Origin of the sequence: Cryobacterium sp. MDB1-18-1 (assembly GCF_004402735.1) — a bacterium.
GTDB classification, from domain to species: Bacteria; Actinomycetota; Actinomycetes; order Actinomycetales; family Microbacteriaceae; genus Cryobacterium; species Cryobacterium glucosi.
In genome coordinates, this window is record NZ_SOFR01000044.1 from 319461 (window position 1) to 339303 (window position 19843).

At 68.1% G+C, this 19843-nt stretch carries 14 protein-coding genes; 6 read left to right on the plus strand and 8 right to left on the minus strand.

Features of this window, described 5'->3' with window-relative positions; all coding sequences use genetic code 11:
* Positions 1-79 precede the first annotated feature (79 nt).
* The 7 genes from E3O50_RS11115 to E3O50_RS11145 form a co-directional block, all read right to left on the minus strand.
* On the minus strand, positions 80-1525 hold the full coding sequence (locus tag E3O50_RS11115) for a GH1 family beta-glucosidase (protein WP_134558035.1): 1446 nt from the start codon (positions 1523-1525) through the stop codon (positions 80-82).
* Positions 1522-3876, minus strand: coding sequence for an alpha-xylosidase (gene yicI / locus E3O50_RS11120; RefSeq protein WP_134558036.1), 2355 nt, complete (start codon positions 3874-3876; stop codon positions 1522-1524). Before yicI ends, E3O50_RS11115 begins: the two co-directional genes overlap by 4 nt.
* Positions 3876-4784, minus strand: coding sequence for a carbohydrate ABC transporter permease (locus E3O50_RS11125; protein ID WP_134446850.1), 909 nt, complete (start codon positions 4782-4784; stop codon positions 3876-3878). The genes yicI and E3O50_RS11125 overlap by 1 nt, the downstream gene beginning before the upstream one ends.
* A gap of 2 nt (positions 4785-4786) precedes the next feature.
* A complete protein-coding gene (locus tag E3O50_RS11130; protein WP_134446848.1) occupies positions 4787-5788 on the minus strand; it encodes a sugar ABC transporter permease in 1002 nt (333 codons plus the stop codon).
* Positions 5789-5904: 116 nt separating this feature from the next.
* Positions 5905-7233 carry an extracellular solute-binding protein gene (locus E3O50_RS11135; RefSeq protein ID WP_322137118.1) on the minus strand — a complete coding sequence of 443 codons (1329 nt, stop codon included), beginning with the start codon at positions 7231-7233 and terminating at the stop codon, positions 5905-5907.
* Positions 7234-7531: 298 nt separating this feature from the next.
* The gene (locus E3O50_RS11140) at positions 7532-8815 is read right to left on the minus strand and encodes a sensor domain-containing diguanylate cyclase (RefSeq protein ID WP_134558037.1); all 1284 of its coding nucleotides are present in this window, start codon (positions 8813-8815) and stop codon (positions 7532-7534) included.
* A 138-nt stretch (positions 8816-8953) separates the two neighbouring features.
* Positions 8954-9988, minus strand: coding sequence for a LacI family DNA-binding transcriptional regulator (locus E3O50_RS11145; RefSeq protein WP_134446845.1), 1035 nt, complete (start codon positions 9986-9988; stop codon positions 8954-8956).
* 158 nt (positions 9989-10146) lie between these two features.
* Between E3O50_RS11145 and E3O50_RS11150 the strand changes: the two genes are divergently transcribed.
* Positions 10147-11736: a glycoside hydrolase family 43 protein gene (locus E3O50_RS11150; protein ID WP_241975174.1), complete on the plus strand. Its 1590-nt coding sequence runs from the start codon at positions 10147-10149 to the stop codon at positions 11734-11736.
* A 93-nt stretch (positions 11737-11829) separates the two neighbouring features.
* On the opposite strand, the gene E3O50_RS11155 is transcribed toward E3O50_RS11150, so the two are convergent.
* Positions 11830-12858: a LacI family DNA-binding transcriptional regulator gene (locus tag E3O50_RS11155; RefSeq protein ID WP_134446841.1), complete on the minus strand. Its 1029-nt coding sequence runs from the start codon at positions 12856-12858 to the stop codon at positions 11830-11832.
* 135 nt (positions 12859-12993) lie between these two features.
* Here E3O50_RS11155 and E3O50_RS11160 point away from each other — a divergent pair, with 135 nt between their 5' ends.
* From E3O50_RS11160 to xylA, 5 genes are all read left to right on the plus strand, one after another.
* Complete coding sequence (locus E3O50_RS11160) at positions 12994-14301, plus strand: extracellular solute-binding protein (protein ID WP_134446839.1); 1308 nt, start codon at positions 12994-12996, stop codon at positions 14299-14301.
* Between the two features lie 10 nt (positions 14302-14311).
* Complete coding sequence (locus tag E3O50_RS11165; protein ID WP_134558039.1) at positions 14312-15229, plus strand: sugar ABC transporter permease; 918 nt, start codon at positions 14312-14314, stop codon at positions 15227-15229.
* On the plus strand, positions 15229-16047 hold the full coding sequence (locus tag E3O50_RS11170) for a carbohydrate ABC transporter permease (protein WP_134446835.1): 819 nt from the start codon (positions 15229-15231) through the stop codon (positions 16045-16047). The genes E3O50_RS11165 and E3O50_RS11170 overlap by 1 nt, the downstream gene beginning before the upstream one ends.
* 2 nt (positions 16048-16049) lie before the next feature.
* Complete coding sequence (locus E3O50_RS11175) at positions 16050-18446, plus strand: glycoside hydrolase family 3 N-terminal domain-containing protein (protein WP_134558040.1); 2397 nt, start codon at positions 16050-16052, stop codon at positions 18444-18446.
* A gap of 127 nt (positions 18447-18573) precedes the next feature.
* On the plus strand, positions 18574-19767 hold the full coding sequence (gene xylA / locus E3O50_RS11180; RefSeq protein WP_134446831.1) for a xylose isomerase: 1194 nt from the start codon (positions 18574-18576) through the stop codon (positions 19765-19767).
* Positions 19768-19843: the final 76 nt, after the last annotated feature.

The following is a 19843-nucleotide window of genomic DNA, read 5'->3' on the forward strand; positions in this document are numbered from 1 at the left end:
CGGTCGAGAGCGACCGCGGAAACGGGCACTCTCGACCGGAAAGGTAGCGGGATCAGGCGGCGGGATCAGCCTCCGGGGATCAGGCGGCGGGGATGATTCCCGTGGCGACGAGCTTCGCGTACCAGAGGGCACTGTCCTTGGGGGTGCGCACCTCGGTGTCGTAGTCCACGTAGACGATGCCGAACCGCATCGAGTAGCCATAGGCCCACTCGAAGTTGTCCATGAACGACCAGACCTGGTACCCGCGCAGGTCGACGCCGCGCGCGAGGGCCCGGTGTGCGGCGGTGAAGTGCCGCTGCAGGTAGTCGGTGCGCAGCGGGTCGTGCACGGCGGGGCCGTCCGCTTCCTGCACGAGGGTGTCCGGAAAGGCTGCGCCGTTCTCGGTGATCATGAGCGGCTGGTCCGGGAATTCCTCGCTGAGCGACACGAGCAGTTCCTCGAGGCCCGCGGGCTCGATGTTCCAGCCCATATCGGTGTACGGGCCGGCCAGCTGCACGAATTCGACCCGGTCGGCGCCGGGCCAGGGAGAGCCGGCGGCGTCCTTGTGGCCGTCGGCGCTCTGGCGCGGGGCCTCGCCGTCCCAGAGCCGCACTCGCGTGGTCGAGTAGTAGTTGACGCCGAGCACGTCGATCGGCTGGTGGATGATCTCGGTGTCGCCGGGCCGCACGAAGGACCAGTCGGTGATCGCTGCGGTGTCGGCGAGGACATCCGCCGGGTACTCGCCCTTCAGCAACGGGCCGAGGAAGACCCGGTTGCCGAGGCCGTCGATCTGCCGAACGGCCTCTGGCCCACCGGGGCCCTCGCCTCGCACGACGTGCAGGTTGAGCGTGATCGAGAAGTCCGGGTCGTTCGTGACGACCTTCCGGAGTTCCATGATCGCGAGCCCGTGCGCGAGGTTGAGGTGGTGGACCGCGGTCAACGCCTCCGCACCGTCGGTTCGACCGGGCGCGTGCGCCCCGGAGCCGTAGCCCAGGTACGCGGAGCACCACGGCTCGTTGAGCGTCGTCCAGGTGTCGATCCGGTCGCCGAGAGCCGCGCCCATGATCCGCGCGTACTCGGCGAACGCGTACGCGGTCTCGCGGTTGGTCCAGCCGCCCTCGTCCTCCAGGGCCTGCGGGAGGTCCCAGTGGTAGAGCGTCGCGATCGGACGAATGCCGCGCTCGAGCAGCCCGTCGACGAGCCGCTCGTAGAACGCGAGGCCCTTCTCGTTGACCGGGCCGCGGCCGGTGGGCTGGATCCGGGACCACGAGATCGAGAACCGGTACGCGTGCAGGCCCAGCCGCTGCATCAGGTCGAGGTCTTCCTCGAGGTGGTGATAGTGGTCGCTCGCCTTGTCGCCGGTGTCACCGTTCAGGATCGCGCCGGGCGTGTGGCTGAAGGTGTCCCAGATCGACGGGCCGCGGCCATCCTCATCGAAGGCACCCTCGATCTGGTACGCGGCCGTCGCCGAACCGAACACGAATCCGGCGGGGAACTCCAGCCCCGAGTCGCGGTAGTCCGGGTTGCCCTGGCGGGAATCGGTCATGAGAGGGTGGCCTTTCGATTCGCGGATGCTGAGGTGTCGCCTCCCGCGCGCCTGGCGCGGAACGCGGCGTCCGAGTCACTCTGCACCGTGACCCCGTCGCCGTCTTCCACAATCGTAAAGGTCACGACGGAATCGCCGAGCGGATCCGACACGAGCACGGTCCTGGTGGCGTCGCCGCCGGGATAGACCGTGATCAGGACGTCATCGGTGTAGTCGTAGTCCGGCCGGTCGTCCCTGGCGCCCGTCGCGAGCACAGCACCCTCCCGCACCCACAACGGAATGCTGTCGAACGTGTGGGTCTCGCGGCGCCAGGCCGGTCCGGCCGCGGTCTCGCCGGTCAGGTAGTTCGTCCACGTCCCGGCGGGGAGGTAGTACGACACGTCGCCGGCCTCGCTGAAGACGGGAGCGACGAGCAGGTCGTGGCCGAGCAGGTACTGGCGGTCGAGATAGTCGACCGCGGGGTCGCCGGCGAATTCGATCTGCATCGGTCGCATGAAGGGGATGCCGGTGCGGTGCGCCTCGAGGCCGACCTGGTACAGGTAGGGCATCAGCGAGAGCTTGAGCTTCGTGAAGCGACGGGTGACGTCGACGGCGCTCTGGCCCGGTTCCTCCGTGCCGTCGTCGAAGAGCCACGGCACCCGGTAGCTCGTGGAGCCGTGCAGGCGGGAGTGGCTCGACATCAGGCCGAAGGCGAGCCAGCGCTTGAGCACGGCCGCATTGGGCATGCCCTCGAAGCCGCCGATGTCGTGGCTCCAGAACCCGAAGCCCGAGAGGGCGAGCGAGAGCCCGCCGCGCAGCGTCTCCGCCATCGACTCGTAGCTCGAGGAGTTGTCCCCGCCCCAGTGCACCGGCTGCTTCTGGCCGCCGACGGTCGCGGAGCGCGCGAACAGAACGGCGTCGCCGACGCCGTGGTGCTCCTGGAGCACCTCGAACACGGCGGCGTTGTAGAGCTGGGTGTACCAGTTGTGCATCCGCTCCGGGCTTGAACCGTCGTGCCAGACCACGTCGAGCGGGATCCGCTCGCCGAAGTCGGTCTTGATGGCGTCGACGCCCTGGTCGAGCAGGTGCCGCAGCTTGCCCTGGAACCAGGTGACGGCATCCGGGTTGGTGAAGTCGACGAGGCCCATGCCTGCCTGCCAGAAGTCCCACTGCCAGACGGAGCCGTCAGCCCTCTTCACGAGGTAGCCGGCCGCCTGGGCCTCGGCGAAGATCGGGGCGCGCTGGGCGATGTACGGGTTGATCCAGGCGCTCACGTGCAGGTTCTTGCCGTGCAGGCGGGCGAGCATCCCCTCGGGGTCCGGGAACACCCGCGGGTCCCACTCGAAGTCGGTCCAGTTGAATTCGCGCATCCAGAAGCAGTCGAAGTGGAAGACCGAGAGCGGCAGGTCGCGTTCGGCCATGCCGTCGATGAAGGAGTTGACCGTCGCCTCGTCGTACTGGGTCGTGAACGAGGTCGACAACCAGAGGCCGTACGACCAGGCCGGCACCTGGGCCGGGCGCCCGGTCAGCTCCGTGTAGCGGCCGAGCACGTCCTTGGGCGTCGGCCCGTAGATCACGAAGTATTCGAGGTACTCTCCGGCGACGGAGAACTGCACCTGTTCGACCGACTCGGTGCCGACCTCGAAGGAGACGTGCTCTGCGTGGTTGACGAGCACGCCGTAGCCCCGGTTGGTGAGGTAGAACGGGATGTTCTTGTAGGACTGCTCGCTCGAGGTGCCGCCGTCGGCGTTCCAGATGTCGATGGTCTGGCCGTTCTTCACGAGAGGGCCGAAGCGTTCGCCGAGACCGTAGACGAGTTCGCCGACGCCGAGCCCGAGCCGCGCGTGCACGTAAGCGGATGCGGGGGCGAGCCCGGTCTCCGTGACGCCGGAGACCCCGGTGGGTTCCGCCGCGATCGGCGCGCCGTCGGCGAGCTGCAGGTAGCCGATCGATTTCGGCCCGCTCTCGGTCAGGGTGCGCCCGTCGGCCTCGAAGCGGAGGCTCCAGGGGCTCCCCCTGTCGATGCGCGCGGTCAGGGGGCCGCTCGTGACCGTCCCACCGTCCGCGTCGACGGACACGATGCCGCTGCCGGTGACGGCGCCGTCGAGCTCGAACCCGGGCTCCGTGGCTCCGCCGGTGTTCTTGGCCACCCGCACCCGGATCACGCCGGGCAGCGGGGAGGACAGCGTCACCGAGAGCAGGGCACGGTTGAGCACGTCGCCGCGGTGGGCGATGACCTTGGTGGGGGCGTCGATCCGCAGTGCGTCGCCGTCACCCGTCGCGCAGGGCACGACCTCGAGGTCGTACGCCTCCTGCGCATAGAGCGGCGTGACACCGGGTCGCACGTGCCAGAATCCATCGGTGAACTTCATTACTTGACTGCTCCTGCGGTAATGCCACGCGTCAGCGTGCGCTGGAAGATGAGGAAGAAGACGAGCGTCGGCAGCAGGCCGAGCAATGCGGATGCGCTCGTGGTGGTGACGTCCATCAGGCGATCGCCCTGCAGCACGCTGATCGCGACCGGGACCGTCTGGTTCGCGTTGCTGACCAGGAACGTCAACGGGATCAGGAATTCGTTCCAGGTCCAGATGAAGAAGAAGATCAGGAGCACCGCGAGGGTCGACCGGCTGATCGGGTAGACGACGCGCCAGAGGATCTGCCAGCGGCTCGCGCCGTCGAGGGAGGCCGCCTCGAGGAGTTCCTTCGGGAAGGTTCCGTAGACGCTCGACAGCAGGTAGGTGCCGAAGGCGCTCTGGATGACCGTGAAGATGATGATGACGGCCCAGATGTTGTCGTAGAGGCCGACCTGCTTGAACATGAAGTAGAGCGGGTAGAGCAGGGCCTCCTGCGGCACCATGTTGGCGAGCAGGATGAGGACGACGATCCAGGTCCGACCGCGGATGCGGCCGATCCCGATCGCGTAGGCGTTGAACATCGACAGCAGCACGGCGGCCACGGCGACGACACTCGAGATGACGACGCTGTTCCAGAGCTTCTCCGGGAAGTTGACCCTGGTCCAGAAGTTGATGATGCCGTCGAAGTAGAGGTTGCTCGGCAGGGCAAGGGGGCCGGAGCTGTTGTAGTCGGCCGGAGACTTGAAGGAGTTGATCACGATCATCACGAACGGGATCGCGATGAACAGGCCGATGATGATGGCGATGAACAGGATGACCCAGTCGCCGGTGGTCTTGCGGGTGTGCACCTTGGGCAGCTTGAGCGGCTTGGGTTCCGGGGCGCCGGAATCGCGGCGGGGACGGATCTTGTCGGTCAGGGTAGTCATGGCTAGCGCTCCTCGTCCTGGCGCTCGAGCCGGGTCTGGAAAGTGATGAAGATGATCGCGACGATGGCGACCACGACGGTCAGGGCGGTTGCGATCGTTGCGCCGTAGCCGACCTGCTGGTTCTGGAAGAACTCGCTGTAGGAGTAGTAGCTCGGCACCATGGTCGATGTGCCCGGCCCGCCGCGGGTCAGTGCGTAGATCGGGCCGAACACCTTGAGGGCTGCGATCGTGCAGGTCAGGGTCACGACGAAGATCTCCGGGCGGATGATGCCGACGGTGATGGCGCGGAACCGCTGGAACCAGTTGGCGCCGTCGAGCTCCGCAGCCTCGTAGAGTTCCGGGTCGACGCGCTGGAGGGCGGCCATGAAGATCACGATCGGGTAGCCGAGCTGGACCCAGATCATGATGACCATGATGCAGGCCATCGCGGTGTCCGGGCTGCCGAGCCAGTTGTGTTCGAGGCCGCTGAGTCCGATGGCGCCGAGCACCTGGTTGAGGGCACCGTTCTCCGGGCGGAGGATCCAGCCGATCACGATCGCCGCGATCACGGTCGGCAGGATCTGCGGGAGGTAGTAGGTGGCGCGGAGGAAGCTTGCGATCTTGCCGCCGAACTTCTTGCCGACGAGGTCGAAGAGCATGGCCGCGAGCACGAGGCCGAGCAGGGTTGGGACAACGACCATGGCCACGATCATGGCGATCGAGTTCCCGAACGAGGTCCAGAACACGTCGTCGCCGAAGAGCTTGGTCCAGTTGTCCAGGCCGATCCAGACCGGAGGCTTGATACCGCGGTACTTGGTGAAGGTCAGGAAGAAGTTCCAGCCCAGCGGAACCAGGACGATGATGGTGAGCAGGAGCAGGCCCGGCACCAGGTAGAGCCAGAAACCCTTGCCGCCCGCACCGGGGATGAGGCTCTGCACGGGTGCGCGGCGAACGCGCTTGCCCGCAGGCTTGCCCGGCCGGGGCGGGTGCGATTCGGTTGTCTCAGTGGCCAGCGGGGCTGTCATAACCATCGCCTTGCCTTTCTTCAGTTCAGGGGTCTGCCGCGCAGCCACGACGCCGGGCCTGCGCGGCAGGAAGAGGGGGGTGCGGGTCGCGCCGGGGAGGCGCGACCCGCGGCGGACTACTTCTTGATGTCCTTGATGCCGTCGTTGTATTCGGTGCCGAGTTCGGTCAGGACGTCCTTGGACGACTTGGTGCCGTTCATGAGCTCCTGCAGGCCGGCGTTCAGCTGGTCGTAGAAGGTCGGGGTGGGCCAGTCGGGGTAGAAGCCGATGCCGTCGCGCGCGGTGAGCGTGTTGAAGTTGGCAATCAGTTCCTGGCTCTTCGGGTCCGTGATGTCCGAGGCGTTCGCGGCGACGGGGACGCCACCGTTGTTGCCGATCAGGGCCTGGATCTCCGGGCGCATCGTGATGTCGATGAATGCGGCGGCGAGGTCCTTGTTCTTGGCCTTCTCGGGGACGACCCACATGTTTCCGCTGGATCCGGGAGACATCGTGGCGCCGGGGTAGAGGAAGGTGCCGAAATCGAAGCCCTTGATCTCTGTCGTGAAGCGGTTGTACCACCAGCTGCCGGAGAAGAAGATCGGGTTCGTCCCAGCGATGAACGCGGTGCCGGCATCCTCTGCCTTGGTCCCGGTGGCGTCTTTGGAGATGTAGCCCTTGTCGGTCCAGTCCTTGATGGTGTTGGTCGCGTAGGTCAGTTCCTTGCCCTGCCAGTCGACGTCACCGGTGTAGAGCTGGTAGTCGTTGACGAAGCTGCGGTCTGCCTTGGTCAGCGCAAGCTGGTACCAGAGCTGGCCGAGCGGGTACTCGGCTGCCGACTCCGCCAGCGGGGTGATCCCGGCGTCCTTGAAGGTTTTCAGTGCGGCTTCGAACTCGGCCTGCGTGGTCGGGATCGCGACGTTGTACTTCGCGAACATGTCCTTGTTGTAATAGGCCTCGACGAATTCGCCGTAGTTCGGAACGCCGTACCAGGAGCCGGAGCCCATGATGCCGTTTTCGTCATACTTGGCGGTGGTCTGCAGGGAGGGGGCGAGCTTCGCGTCCCAGCCGTACTGGCTGACGTAGTCGTCGAGGTTGCTGAGCAGCCCCTGGCTTGCGAGCAGGCCGGCGGTGGCGTTGCCCTTGTTGTACTCGAGGATGTCGGGGGCCTGGTCGGAGTTGAGGACCTGGCTCGCGGTCGAACGGATCTGCTCGAAGCTCTTCGCTTCGAACTTCACCTTCGCGCCGGTCTCCTTCTCGAAGACCTTGATCGCCTCGTTCCAGGCGATTCCCATCGCACTGGTATCGGACTCGAAGTCCCAGAGCGTCAGGGTCTTCCCCGTGCCGTCGACGGGGCCAGCCGAGCTGGCGCTCGTGGATCCGCCGGTTGAACCGCTTGCGCAGCCGGTCAAGAGTGCCGCTGCTGCCGTCATTGCGACGACAGCGAGGGCGCGCTTTCCTAATCTCACTTTCTACCTCCTTGTAGTGGCGACACCGATTCCTGTCGCCGATGACGACCCGAGCGCGAGCGAATCGAAACGCTTCGATAATTGCTGTGCTTATCGCCCGCCGAAACGCTTCGACAGTGGGTCGCTTTGAAGCATAGGGGCCTGCGGATGCGGGCACAAGTTGTTTGTTGATATTCGCAACATATCCGCGTCGCGCGAGCATCCGGCCCGGCCGCGATCCCCCGGATCCTCCACCTGGGGTGTCGCATATCGAGGTTCACACGCGGGTTGAACATCGATATGCGACACCTCAGGGACGTCATCGACGACCGACGGCGGCGCGGCGCACCCGCGCACGGAGAGCGCGCCGCGGGGTACCCGGCTTCATCCGGTACATGTCGGCGTCCGCCCGCGCGAACAGATCCTCCGCGCTCGCGCCGGGGGCCCCGATGGCCACGCCGATGCTGGCCCGGACGGCGAGCGTGAGGTCTCCGATCGGGAACACGGGGCGCATCCGCTCGGTGATGCGCTCGACGAGGGCGGACGCCTCGGGAATCCCGCCGGTGATCAGGATGACGAATTCATCTCCGCCGAGGCGCGCGACGAGGTCGCTGGGCCGGACTACGGCACCCAGTCGCTCGGCGACCAGGCAGAGCACGGTGTCGCCGACGGCGTGACCATGCCGGTCGTTGATGGACTTGAAGTCGTCGAGGTCGCAGTAGACCAGCGCCACCTCACCGGACTCCCGGCCGACGGCCTCCTCGAGGGCCGAAATGAACTGCCGGCGATTGGCCAGGCCGGTCAGGTCGTCGTGGTTCGCGGCCCTGTCGAGCTGGCGCTCTGCGTGGACGAGTCCCGTGATGTCGCGCGACACACTCAGGTATTGCGTGACGCGGCCCTCGACGTTGCGCTTGAACGGGGTGAGTCCGCGCTCGACCCACAGGCTGCGCCCGTCGGCGGTCACCATCCGGTGCCGGCAGTGCACGACCTCGTGATCGAGGGCCAGCCGCACTCGCTCCTGGGCAGCGCGGTAGATGCCCCGGTCTTCGCTTGGAACGGCGCGGTCCCGCTCCGCGGGATCCGACAGGCCCTCGACGCTGTAGCCGTAGGTCTCGCTCAGGGACTTCGAGGCCCAGAGAAGCTTCTCCTCGTCAAGGTCGAACACCGTGATCAGGTCGGGGGTGGTCTCGAGGACGGCGTTCTGGAATTCGAGCACTTCCCCGAGACGTTGCTGCGCCGCCATCCGCTCGGAGACGTCGGCAACCTGCACGAAGAAGCCTCCGGCGATGTCGGGCTGGTAGTCGACCTGCAGGTGGCGCGTCACGCCACCGGCGTCGACGAGGGTCCGGTCGAAATGCTGCGGGATTCCGTCGAGTGCACCACGCACCATGGGAAAGTTGCTCGCGTAGAGCTCGGCGCCGAGCACCTCGCTGATATGCCGGCCGCGCATTGCCGCGGCGTCGCCGCCGAGCAGCATGCCGTACGCGGTGTTGGCGAGGTCGCAACGGAGGTCGTTGTTCCAGTGCCCGATCAGGGCGGGGATCCGGTCGATTGCGGTTCGCAGGAGGTCCCGTTCTGCCACGAGTGCCTCGTAGTCGTCCATCGTCACCTTTGCCCGAGGAATGCGACCACGGGAACCCGTCGAAGCTCCCCCACTTGGAGGGTACAGGTCCCGGAGCGTTCCGCACCGTTCCCGGAGAAGATCCGGTGGTGGGACCCGGCTTCCCGGGTCGGGAGCGGGTCAGGATCGCGGGGAGGCCCCTGGCCGATCCGGCGGCGGTGCGATCGAGCCGCGCTCGTAGAAACGCGGAGGGACGAGCTCGATACGGGGTTCGATCGGACCGCTCACCTGCTCGATCGCGAGCGTGACCGCGCGCCAGCAGGAGTCGGCGGCGACGAGCGGAATCGTGTCGAGCGGAGGCTCGAAGTGATCGGTCTCGAAGCTCGCGCAGGCCGCAAGCACGGAGAGATCCCGCGGCACCCGCAGGCCGCGTTCCCGCAGCACGTCCAGAACCGCGGTGTGTATGCTCTCCTCGGCATGGAGGACGAGCGCCGTCATGTCCGGGCGCTCCGCGAAGAGCGCATCGAGGGCGATCCGGACGCTCGGGCCGTCCCGTTCGGGCATCACGAACGCCGTCTCGACCCCGTGGGCCGCAGCGGCCGCGAAGAAACCGTCGCGGAACCGGGGCGGGAAATTCGAGCCGCGGGCATAGACGCCGGGAGAGTGCCCGATCAGGCCGATCGACCGGTGCCCGGCTGCCACCAGCTTCTCGACCGCGAGCGCCGCAGCGGCCTCGAAATCGAGGTCGACGCAGACGAGACCGGCGGCATCCCGGGGAATCCCGATGAAGGTCGCCGGCACGCCGAGCTCGCGGATGACCGCGACCCTGTCGTCATCGCCCGCGACGTCGAGCACGATGATGCCGTCGACGAGGCTGCTCGACGCCACCCGGCGCAGTCCGCTCGTCGCCTCGTCCTGGGTGAGCAGCAGCACGTCGTAGTCGTGTTCGCGGGCGGCCTGCGCGACCGCGAGCACGAAGGCCATGTGGGCCGGCGCATAGGTGTCCGCGTGAAAAGGCGCCGTGAGGGCGAAGATGTTGGTGCGGGTGCCCGCGAGCATCCTGGCCCCCGCGTTCGGACGATAGCCGAGACTCTCCACGGCATCGAGGACGCGCACGCGCGTGGATGCCGCGATCGACCGCTTGCCGGACAGCGCGTAGGACACCGTGCTGATCGAGACACCGGCAACCCGCGCAACATCGTGGATGCTCGCCATGGCGCCGACCTCGCTTCCCGATAATAAATGTCTTGTCGCACAGTCTGACCCATGAACCAACGGACCAGAACCACCCCGTCCCGGATTTGTTGTGAGAATCGACTTAAACGGGTCAGGGGTCACGGATGCCGGCGGTCCGGTCACTAGGGTGGTCAAGCATGACGGTCTTCGCGAATCCGGTCCTGCCCGGAATGTACCCCGATCCCTCGGTCTGCCGGGTCGGCGACACCTTCTACCTCGCCAATTCGTCGTTCGAGTACTTCCCCGGTCTCCCACTGCACTCGAGCACCGACCTCGTCACCTGGACACCCCTCGGCCACGCGATCGACCGCACCGGGCAGGCCGGCCTGCTCGACCTCGCCGGGGTGCCGGACTCCGGCGGCCTCTACGCGCCGACCCTGCGCCATCACGACGGTCTTTTCTTCCTCGCCTGCACCGTCGTCGGCGGCGCGGCGGACGCGTCGTTCTTCCTCACCACGACCGACCCGGCCGGGCCCTGGTCCGATCCGGTGTTCCTCGAGGGCGCGCGCGGCATCGATCCGACGGTCTTCTTCCACGAGGGCAGGGTCTGGTGGGCCGGCTGCCGCCTCGTCGAACCCGGCGCATACCCCGGCCAGACCGAGATTTGGCTCCGCGAGCTCGACCCGGTCGCCGGGCGACTCTTCGGCCAGGAGCACATCCTCTGGAATGGCGCGGTTGCCGGGGCGGTGTGGGCGGAGGGCCCGCACCTCTTCGCGCACGACGGGTGGATCTACCTCCTCGCCGCCGAGGGCGGCACCGAACGGAACCACGCCGTCTCGGTCGCCCGCTCCCGGTCCGTCACGGGCCCATACGTCGGGAACCCCGGCAACCCGGTCCTCAGCCACCGCCAGCTGGGAGCCACCGCGAGCGTGCAGAACGTCGGGCACGCCGACCTCGTCGAGGCAGGGGACGGCTCCTGGTGGGCCCTCGCCCTCGGCGTGCGCAGCCGCGCGGGCGGGCACGTGCTCGGACGGGAGACCTTCCTCGCGCCCGTCGCCTGGGAGTCCGGCTGGCCCGTGGTCAACCCGGGTGCAGGCCGGCTCGGCGAGCGCGGAAACACACCGTTCACGAGCGCGGATGCGCCGACCCCGGCCGAACTGCATGACACATTCCCGGTCGGGCCGCTCGCGGCGCACTGGCTCGGCGTGCGCGGGCCGGTGCCGGGAGCGCACACCTCTGCGGCAGGGTTGCACCTCGAGCCTCCTGCGCCGCCGGCCCTGGACCCGGCCGGGTCGACATCGGCGCCACGACCCGCGACGAGGACGCCGGCCGCGTTCCTGGGGTACCGGTTGCGGCATCCCGACGTGCGGGCCGGTCTCCGCCTGGTGCTGCCGTACCCCGGGGTCACGGCCGGGCTCGCCCTGCGGCAGAGCGAGAACTTCGGCCTGCGCATCGAGCTCGCGCACGCGCCGGCCGGCTGGACTGCGACCGCGATCGCGCGCGCGGACGGGGCTGACACGGTCCTCGGCAGCGTGCCGCTCGACCCCGTCGCACCGGGCTCCCTGCTCGGCCTCACCGCGGAGCTGTCTGCGGCGGGGGTCGCTTTCACGGTCACGGTCGCCGGCGAGACGCGCGTCGTCGCCGTGACGGATGCCGCCCTCCTGACGACCGAGCGCGCCGGCGGCTTCGTGGGCACCGTCGTCGGGCCCTTCGTGAGCGGCGAGCCCGGCCACCCGGTCACGGTCACCGGCTTCGACTACGTGCCGACGGCATCCGCCACGCCCTGACCGAACCGATTCGACGGGGATTCTGCCCGGAAAGCCCTTCACACCCGCTCCCCCGCGAAATGGACCAGAAGAGTCCGTCGAATGGGTTGGGAGTCAGGCGAGAGGGGCCGTGCTGTGCCGCGTGACGAGGCTCGTCGCAAGATCCATCCGCTGCACGGTGCCGCCAGGGGAATGCCGCATGCTGACCGCGAGATTCGCCGCGGCCTCCGCCATCTCGGTGAGCGGCTGCCGGATCGTCGTGAGCGGCGGCCCGACCCACCGGGCGAGGGGGAGGTCGTCGTAGCCGACGACCGAGAGGTCGGCGGGGATGAGCAGCCCCAGCGCCCTGGCCGCCTCGTACACGCCCATGGCCTGGAGGTCGCTCCCCGCGAAAATGGCGGTCGGCCGGTCCGGCCGGTCGAGCAGCTCGACCGCGCGCACCCGGGCCCCCTCCGGGTGGAAGTCACCGTCGAGCACGAGGGAGGAGTCGTAGGCGATTCCGGCCGCTTCGAGCGCGGCACGGTACCCGCCGATCCGCGCGACCGAACACAGCATGTCGACCGGACCCCCGATCATGCCGATCCGGGTGTGCCCGAGGTCGATGAGGTGCCGGGTCGCCGCGAGGCCGCCCGACCAGTTCGCCGAGCCGATCGAGGGAACGTCCGGGGTCGGCTCCCCCGCCGGGTCGACGACCACGAAGGGGATACCGCGGGTCGCGAGCTTCTGCTTCTGCTCCCCTGAGAGGTCCGAGAAGACCAGGATCACGCCGACCGGATTGCGGGCGATCACGCCGTCGATCCATTCCACGGACGGCGCGTGCCTGTCGCCGCTCTCGGTGAGGACGATGCTGAGCCCGTTCGCCCGCGCGACGCGCTCCACCCCGCGGATGATCTCGATCGCCCAGACGCTCTCGAGCTCGTGGAAGACGAGCTCGAGCAACGGCGCGGAGGCTGCGGCGTCGCCGCGACGGCTGTACCCGTTGCGGGAGAGCAGCTCTTCGACCCGGGTGCGCGTCGCAGGGGCGACGTCGCCGCGGCCGTTGAGCACCTTGGACACGGTGGAGAGCGACACGGCCGCGAGCGCGGCGATCGCCGACAGGGTCACGCGGTCCGGACTCTCCCGGCTTTCTTCGACGATCGACATGGCCTCATTCTTCCCCGAAGCCTCGGCTCCGTGCATCCGTTTGGTTTGTCGCTTGACGCAACAAACCCTGCGCCATAGACTCCAGTCATCCTAATCACTTTCGGCAACTTCGCCGAAACTTTCGAGAGGCGTTCAATGTCGAACACGAGCAGGTGGCTCAAACGAGCCGTCGCCGCATCCGCAGTAATCGCGTTGGGAGTCACGCTCTCCGCGTGCTCCGGCACATCAGGCAGCACAGCCAACAGCAACCGTCCGGAGAATGTCATCCACGTCGCCGTCTACGGAGACGCGGGTAACACCGTCGAGCAGGCCATGGTCGACAAATTCAACGCCACCTCCAAGGTCCAGGTCATCCTCGACCGGATCCCCGGCGCCAATTACCAGCAGAAGCTCCAGACGATCATCAGCACCGACGCGGCGCCCGACGTCTTCTTCAACTGGGGCGGCGGCAGCATCCAGCCGTTCGTGAAGGCCAACCTCCTCCTCCCCCTCACCGACATGATCAAGTCGGACCCGGCCCTCGAGTCGAGCTTCCTGCCCTCGGTCTTCAACGCCGCCGCGATCGACGGCGTGCCGTACGGCATCCCGATGCGCGGCACCCAGCCGGTCATCCTGTTCAACAACAAGCAGGTCCTGACGGATGCGGGAATCACCGCCCCGAAGACGTGGGACGACCTGCTCGCCGACGTCAAGGTCCTCACGGCGAAGGGCATCACCCCGATCGCCCTCGGCGGCGCCGACCAGTGGCCGACCCTGATGTGGTTCGAGTACCTCTTCGACCGTGTCGCCGGCCCCGACCTCCTCACGAAGGCCATCGGCGGCGACACCACCGTCTGGGACTCCGCCGACGGCAAGGCAGCACTCACCAAGCTCAAGTCCCTCATCGACGCGGGCGCCTTCGGCACCAACTTCGACTCCGTGAGCTTCGTCGACGGCGGCTCGCCCGCTCTGCTCCGCACCGGCAAGGCCGCCTTCGAGCTCATGGGCTCGTGGGAGTACTCCACCCAGCAGACCGCGGACAAGGCGTGGACCGAAGCCAACCTCGGCTACACCGGCTTCCCGTCGATCGCCGATGGCAAGGGTGACGGCGCCGACCTCGTCGGCAACACGAACAACTACTACTCGGTCATCAAGGCCACCCGCTACCCGGACACCGCCCGCGACTTCCTGAAGCTGATGTACTCCGACGAGTTCGTCCAGGCCCAGCTCGGCATCGGCAACCTCCCCACGACGACCACGACCGAGAAGTTCCTCGACCAGGCCGCCGACCCGGCATACGCGACCTTCCAGTTCAACCTGGTCAAGGACGCACCCGCGTTCCAGCTCTCCTGGGACCAGGCTTACCCCCAGTCGGCATCCGCCGACATGAAGACCGCGGTCTCGCAGTTCTTCACCGGCAAGCTCGACGTCGCCGGCTTCATCTCCGCGATGCAGGCACTCTAGGTAACTGACCATGAAGCGTCCAACCACCGGGCGCTCACGGCACTCGGGCGGCCCCAACGTGGGCCGCCCGGGCTTCGCCTGGGCCCTCCCCGCCACAATCTTCTTCGCCCTCTTCGCGATCGTCCCCCTCATCGGCGTCGCGGTGATGTCCTTCACGAGCTGGAGCGGCCTCGGCTCTCCCGAGTTCAACGGGCTCGACAACTGGAACAAGCTCCTCGGCGACAAGGTCATGATGCAGAGCCTCTGGCTGAGCGCCCTGCTCACCCTGCTCGGCGTCGTCATCCAGACCCCGCTCAGCATCCTGCTCGGCGTCTGGGCCGCGGGACAGCAGAAGAACCGCGCCGTCCTCTCCGCGATCTACTTCATCCCGCTGCTGCTCTCCTCCGCGGCCGTCTCGGTGCTCTGGCGGGCCCTGCTCGACCCGAACTTCGGCATCCCCGGCCAGCTGGCCGGGATCTTCGGCGGCGACGGCAACCTGCTCGGCAGCCAGGCCGGCGCGATCGCCGTGCTGACCTTCGTCGGCGCGTGGCAGTTCACCCCGCTGCACACCCTGCTCTACCAGGGCGCTGCCCGGTCGGTCCCGCCCGTGCTCTACCAGGCCGCCGAGATCGACGGCGCAGGCACGATGCGCAAGTTCTTCAGCATCACCCTGCCGCAGCTGCGCAACACCATCGTGACCTCCGGCATCCTGATGGTCGTCGGCGGCCTCACCACCTTCGACACCGTGCTCATCCTGACCAAGGGCGGGCCGGGCACCGACACCACCATCACGCCGTACTACATGTACCGGAAGGCGTTCCAGTCCTTCGACTTCGGCGTCGGCAGCGCGATCGCGCTCGTCCTCGTGGTCATCGCGACGGCCATCTCGCTCATCATGGTCAGGGCGACCGGCTACGACAAGATGAACAGCGCCCAGGAAGGCATCTGATGAAGCCCAGACCGAATTACTTCGCCGGGGCCGGCAGCATCATCTGGCTCCTGATCGTCCTCGTCCCGATCTACGTCATGGTCACGGCGACGATCCAGACGCAGCAGGGCTACGCATCCGCCGGCCCGTTGTCTCTGCCGAGCTCGTTCACCCTCGACAATTTCGGCGCCCTCGTCACGGGCGGGTTCCTCACCTACGTGTGGAACACCGTCATCGTCACGGTGAGCGTCGTCGCGATCGTCGTGCTCGTCGTCCCACCGCTCTCCTACGCGGTCGTCCGCAGCCGCAGCCGGGGCATCTCGCTGATCTTCCGCACCTTCCTGCTCGGACTCGCGATCCCGGCCCAGGCCGTCATCGTGCCGATCTTCTACCTGATCTCGGTCGCCGGGCTCTACGACAGCCTGATCGGCATCATCCTGCCGACGGCGGCGTTCTGCCTGCCGATCTGCACCCTGATCCTGACCGGCAGCATGCGCGACATCACCCCGGAGCTCTACGAGGCCATGGCCATGGACGGTGCGACGCCGATGCGCAGCTTCTTCCAGCTCGTGCTTCCCCTCTCCAAGAGCGGCATCTCGACGATCATCGTCTTCTCCGCGCTGCAGGCCTGGAACGGCTTCCTGTTCCCCCTGATCCTGACCCAGTCGGCCTCGACCAAGGTGATCACCCTCGGACTGTTCGACTTCCAGTCGCAGTACGGTGTCAACATTCCGGGGCTGATGGCGGCCGTGCTGCTCTCGATGCTCCCGGTTCTCTTCGTGTACCTATTCGCCCGGCGCGCCCTCGTTCAGGGCCTCATGGGCGTCGGAGGCAAGTAATCATGACCGACATACTCTCCCCAGCCCCTTCCCCCGTGGATGCCGCGCCGCACGCCTGGCAGGACACCGCACGCTCCCCCGCCGAGCGCGTCGACACCCTCCTCGCCGCGATGACCCTGCGCGAGAAGGTCGCCCAGCTCTACGGAGTCTGGGTCGGCGCCTCAAACGACGGCGGCGGCGTCGCCCCGTACCAGCACGACATGGAGGACGTCCTCGACCTCGACGCCCTCCTGCCGCACGGCCTCGGCCAGCTGACCCGGCCGTTCGGCTCCGGGCCCGTCGACGCCGCCGTCGGCGTCGTCTCCCTCGCGCGCAGCCAGCGTCGCATCGTCGCGGCCGGCCGCTTCGGCATCCCCGCCCTCGCCCACGAGGAGTGCCTCGCCGGCTTCACCGCGTGGGGCGCGACCGCATACCCGGTGCCGCTGGCCTGGGGCGCGACCTTCGACCCCGGCCTCGTGCAGGAGATGTCGGGCCGGATCGGCGCGAGCATGCGCTCCGTCGGAGTGCACCAGGGCCTCGCTCCCGTTCTCGACGTCGTACGCGACGCCCGCTGGGGCCGCGTCGAGGAGACCATCGGAGAGGACCCGATCCTCGTCGGCACCATCGCGACCGCCTATGTGCGCGGTCTCGAGTCCGCCGGCATCGTCGCGACCCTCAAACACTTCATCGGTTACTCCGCATCGAAGGCCGGCCGCAACCTCGCCCCCGTCTCGATCGGCCGCCGCGAATTCAACGACGTGCTCGTCCCGCCGTTCGAAATGGCGGTGCGCGAGAGCGGGGTCCGCTCCGTGATGCACGCGTACACCGACATCGACGGCGTGCCGACCGCCGCAGACCCGACCCTGCTCACCGGGCTCCTCCGCGACACCTGGGGCTTCACCGGAACGGTCGTCGCCGACTACTTCGGCATCGCCTTCCTGAAGACCCTGCACGCGATCGCCGAGACCTGGGGGGATGCCGCGGTGCAGGCCCTCCGCGCCGGCGTCGACGTGGAGCTGCCGACCGTCAAGACCTTCGCGGAACCGCTCCTCGCCGAGATCGAGGCCGGCCGGCTCCCGACCGACTACATCGACCGCGCAGCCCGGCGTGTGCTGCTGCAGAAGCTCGACCTCGGCCTGCTCGACGCCGACTGGTCGCCGCTCCCGGCCGGCTGGACCGAGACCGACCTCGCCGACGTCGAGGCCGTGCGCGGGCGGGTCGATCTTGATCCCGCCGCGAGCCGGAGCGTCGCGCGCCGGATCGCCGAACAATCGGTTGTGCTGCTGACGAACGACGGCCTGCTGCCGCTCGCGCCGGCATCCACCGGCTCACCGCTGCGGATCGCGGTCGTCGGCCCCAATGCCGACGACGCGCTCAACCTGCTCGGCTGCTATTCGTTCCCCGGCCACGTCGGCACCCTGCACCCCGAGGTGCCGATCGGAATCGAAATCCGCACCGTGCTCGAAGCAGTTCGCGCTGAGTACCCCCTGGCGACCGTGACATACTCGCCCGGCGTCACCGTCGATGGGACCGACGAGACCGGCATCGCGCCGGCGGCACGTGCCGCAGCCGACGCCGACCTCGTGATCATCGTGCTCGGCGACCGGCCCGGACTGTTCGGGCGCGGGACCAGCGGGGAGGGCTGCGACGCCGAGTCGCTCGAACTGCCCGGCCGGCAGTGGCGGCTGCTCGACGCGGTCCTCGCGAGCGGAACCCCCGTCGTGACCGTGCTCGTCGCCGGACGCCCCTACTTCCTGCGCGATGCACCCGAACGGTCCGCGGCCGTGTTGCAGTCGTTCTTCCCCGGCGAGGAGGGCGCCGGGGCGCTCGCCGGCGTGATCAGCGGCCGGGTCAACCCGTCCGGCCGGCTGCCCGTGAGCGTGCCGAACCACGCGGGCGGCCAGCCCGGCGGGTACCTCGCCGCGCCGCTCGGAAGCCGGAACGAGGTCTCCAACCTCGACCCGACCGCACGCTTCCCCTTCGGCCACGGTCTCGGCTACAGCCGATTCGAGTGGACCGATGCCGCGATCGGCGCGGCCTCGATGACCACGGATGCCGCAACGACGGTCACGCTCACGGTCACGAACGCGGGTGCCCTCGCAGGGGCAGACGTGGTGCAGCTCTACCTGCACGACCCGGTCGCCTCGGTCGTGCGCCCGGTGAACCGGCTGATCGGGTACGCGCGGGTCGAGCTGGATGCCGGTGCGAGCGCACGCGTCGAGTTCACGGTGCACGCCGACCTGTCCGCGTTCACGGGCAGGGACGGCGACCGCATCGTCGAACCCGGTGCTCTCGAGCTGCGGCTCGGGCACTCGAGCGCGCTCGTCGCCGCACCCCTCAACCTGCGGCTCACCGGGCCCGTGCGCACCGTCGACCACACCCGCGCCCTCGTGGCCGCGGCGACCGTCGCCCCGCGCTGAAGCCCCGCCCGACCGGCCCGTTCCGGTCGCACCGATTGCCGGATGACGGTAGCGCGGCATCCGCTTTTCCCCTAATATGTTTATAGATACAACAAATCATCAACGTCGCTGACAGACAAGGAACCTCATGGCCATCACGCCCACCCCCGCAGACAAATTCTCCTTTGGCCTCTGGACCATCGGCTACAACGGCGCTGACCCCTTCGGTGGGCCGACTCGTCCGCCGCTCGACGTCGTCGACGCCGTGGAGAACCTGGCGAAAATCGGGGCGTACGGCCTGACCTTCCACGACAACGACCTGTTCCCGTTCGGCTGCACGGAAGAGAAGCGCCAGTCGCAGATCGACCGCGTCAAGCAGGCGTGTGCAGACACCGGCCTGATCATTCCGATGATCACGACGAACCTGTTCAGCGAGCCCGTCTTCAAGGACGGCGGCTTCACCTCGAACGACCGCAGCGTCCGCCGCTTCGCCCTCCGCAAGGTGCTGCGCAACCTCGACCTCGCGGCCGAACTCGGCGCGAAGACCTTCGTAATGTGGGGCGGGCGCGAAGGCGCGGAGTACGACTCGGCCAAGGACATCCGCTCGGCCCTCTCCCGCTACCGCGAAGCCGTCAACCTGCTCGGCGACTACGTCACCGACAAGGGCTACGACATCCGCTTCGCGATCGAGCCCAAGCCGAACGAACCCCGCGGCGACATCCTGCTGCCGACGATCGGTCACGCGATGGCGTTCATCACGACCCTCGAGCGCCCCGAATTGGTCGGCGTGAACCCCGAGGTCGGCCACGAGCAGATGGCCGGGCTCAACTTCGCCGCCGGCATCGCCCAGGCGCTGTACCAGGGCAAGCTCTTCCACATCGACCTCAACGGCCAGCGCGGCATCAAGTACGACCAGGACCTCGTCTTCGGCCACGGCGACCTGCACAACGCCTTCGCTCTCGTCGACCTGCTCGAAAACGGCGGCCCGAACGGTGGCCAGACCTACGAGGGCCCTCGCCACTTCGACTACAAGCCGAGCCGCACCGAGGACATCACGGGCGTCTGGGACTCCGCCAGGGCCAACATCCAGACGTACCTGCTGCTCAAGGAACGCGCCGCGTCCTTCCGCGCCGACCCCGAGGTGCAGCAGATGCTCGCCGCGGCCAAGGTGCCCGACCTCGCGCTGCCGACCCTCGGCGAAGGCGAGACCTACGACGACCTGCTCGCCGACCGCGCCTCCTACGAAGACTTCGACACCGACGCGTACTTCGGCGGCAAGGGCTTCGGCTTCGTTCGCCTGCAGCAGCTGGCCCTCGAGCACCTGCTCGGCGCCCGCAACTAGCACAGCATCACCTGCGCGCCCCGGCCGGCGTGTCACGCTCATCTGGGGGGCGGGACAAACCGGCCGGGGCGCGTTC

Excerpts from the sequence above, each read along its gene's own strand:
- E3O50_RS11115 (WP_134558035.1), bottom strand. The coding sequence starts at position 1,525 with ATGACCGATTCCCGCCAGGGCAACCCGGACTACCGCGACTCGGGGCTG.
- yicI (WP_134558036.1), bottom strand. The coding sequence starts at position 3,876 with ATGAAGTTCACCGATGGATTCTGGCACGTGCGACCCGGTGTCACGCCG.
- E3O50_RS11125 (WP_134446850.1), bottom strand. The coding sequence starts at position 4,784 with ATGACTACCCTGACCGACAAGATCCGTCCCCGCCGCGATTCCGGCGCC.
- E3O50_RS11130 (WP_134446848.1), bottom strand. The coding sequence starts at position 5,788 with ATGACAGCCCCGCTGGCCACTGAGACAACCGAATCGCACCCGCCCCGG.
- E3O50_RS11140 (WP_134558037.1), bottom strand. The coding sequence starts at position 8,815 with ATGGACGACTACGAGGCACTCGTGGCAGAACGGGACCTCCTGCGAACC.
- E3O50_RS11145 (WP_134446845.1), bottom strand. The coding sequence starts at position 9,988 with ATGGCGAGCATCCACGATGTTGCGCGGGTTGCCGGTGTCTCGATCAGC.
- E3O50_RS11150 (WP_241975174.1), top strand. The coding sequence starts at position 10,147 with ATGACGGTCTTCGCGAATCCGGTCCTGCCCGGAATGTACCCCGATCCC.
- E3O50_RS11155 (WP_134446841.1), bottom strand. The coding sequence starts at position 12,858 with ATGTCGATCGTCGAAGAAAGCCGGGAGAGTCCGGACCGCGTGACCCTG.
- E3O50_RS11160 (WP_134446839.1), top strand. The coding sequence starts at position 12,994 with ATGTCGAACACGAGCAGGTGGCTCAAACGAGCCGTCGCCGCATCCGCA.
- E3O50_RS11165 (WP_134558039.1), top strand. The coding sequence starts at position 14,312 with ATGAAGCGTCCAACCACCGGGCGCTCACGGCACTCGGGCGGCCCCAAC.
- E3O50_RS11170 (WP_134446835.1), top strand. The coding sequence starts at position 15,229 with ATGAAGCCCAGACCGAATTACTTCGCCGGGGCCGGCAGCATCATCTGG.
- E3O50_RS11175 (WP_134558040.1), top strand. The coding sequence starts at position 16,050 with ATGACCGACATACTCTCCCCAGCCCCTTCCCCCGTGGATGCCGCGCCG.
- xylA (WP_134446831.1), top strand. The coding sequence starts at position 18,574 with ATGGCCATCACGCCCACCCCCGCAGACAAATTCTCCTTTGGCCTCTGG.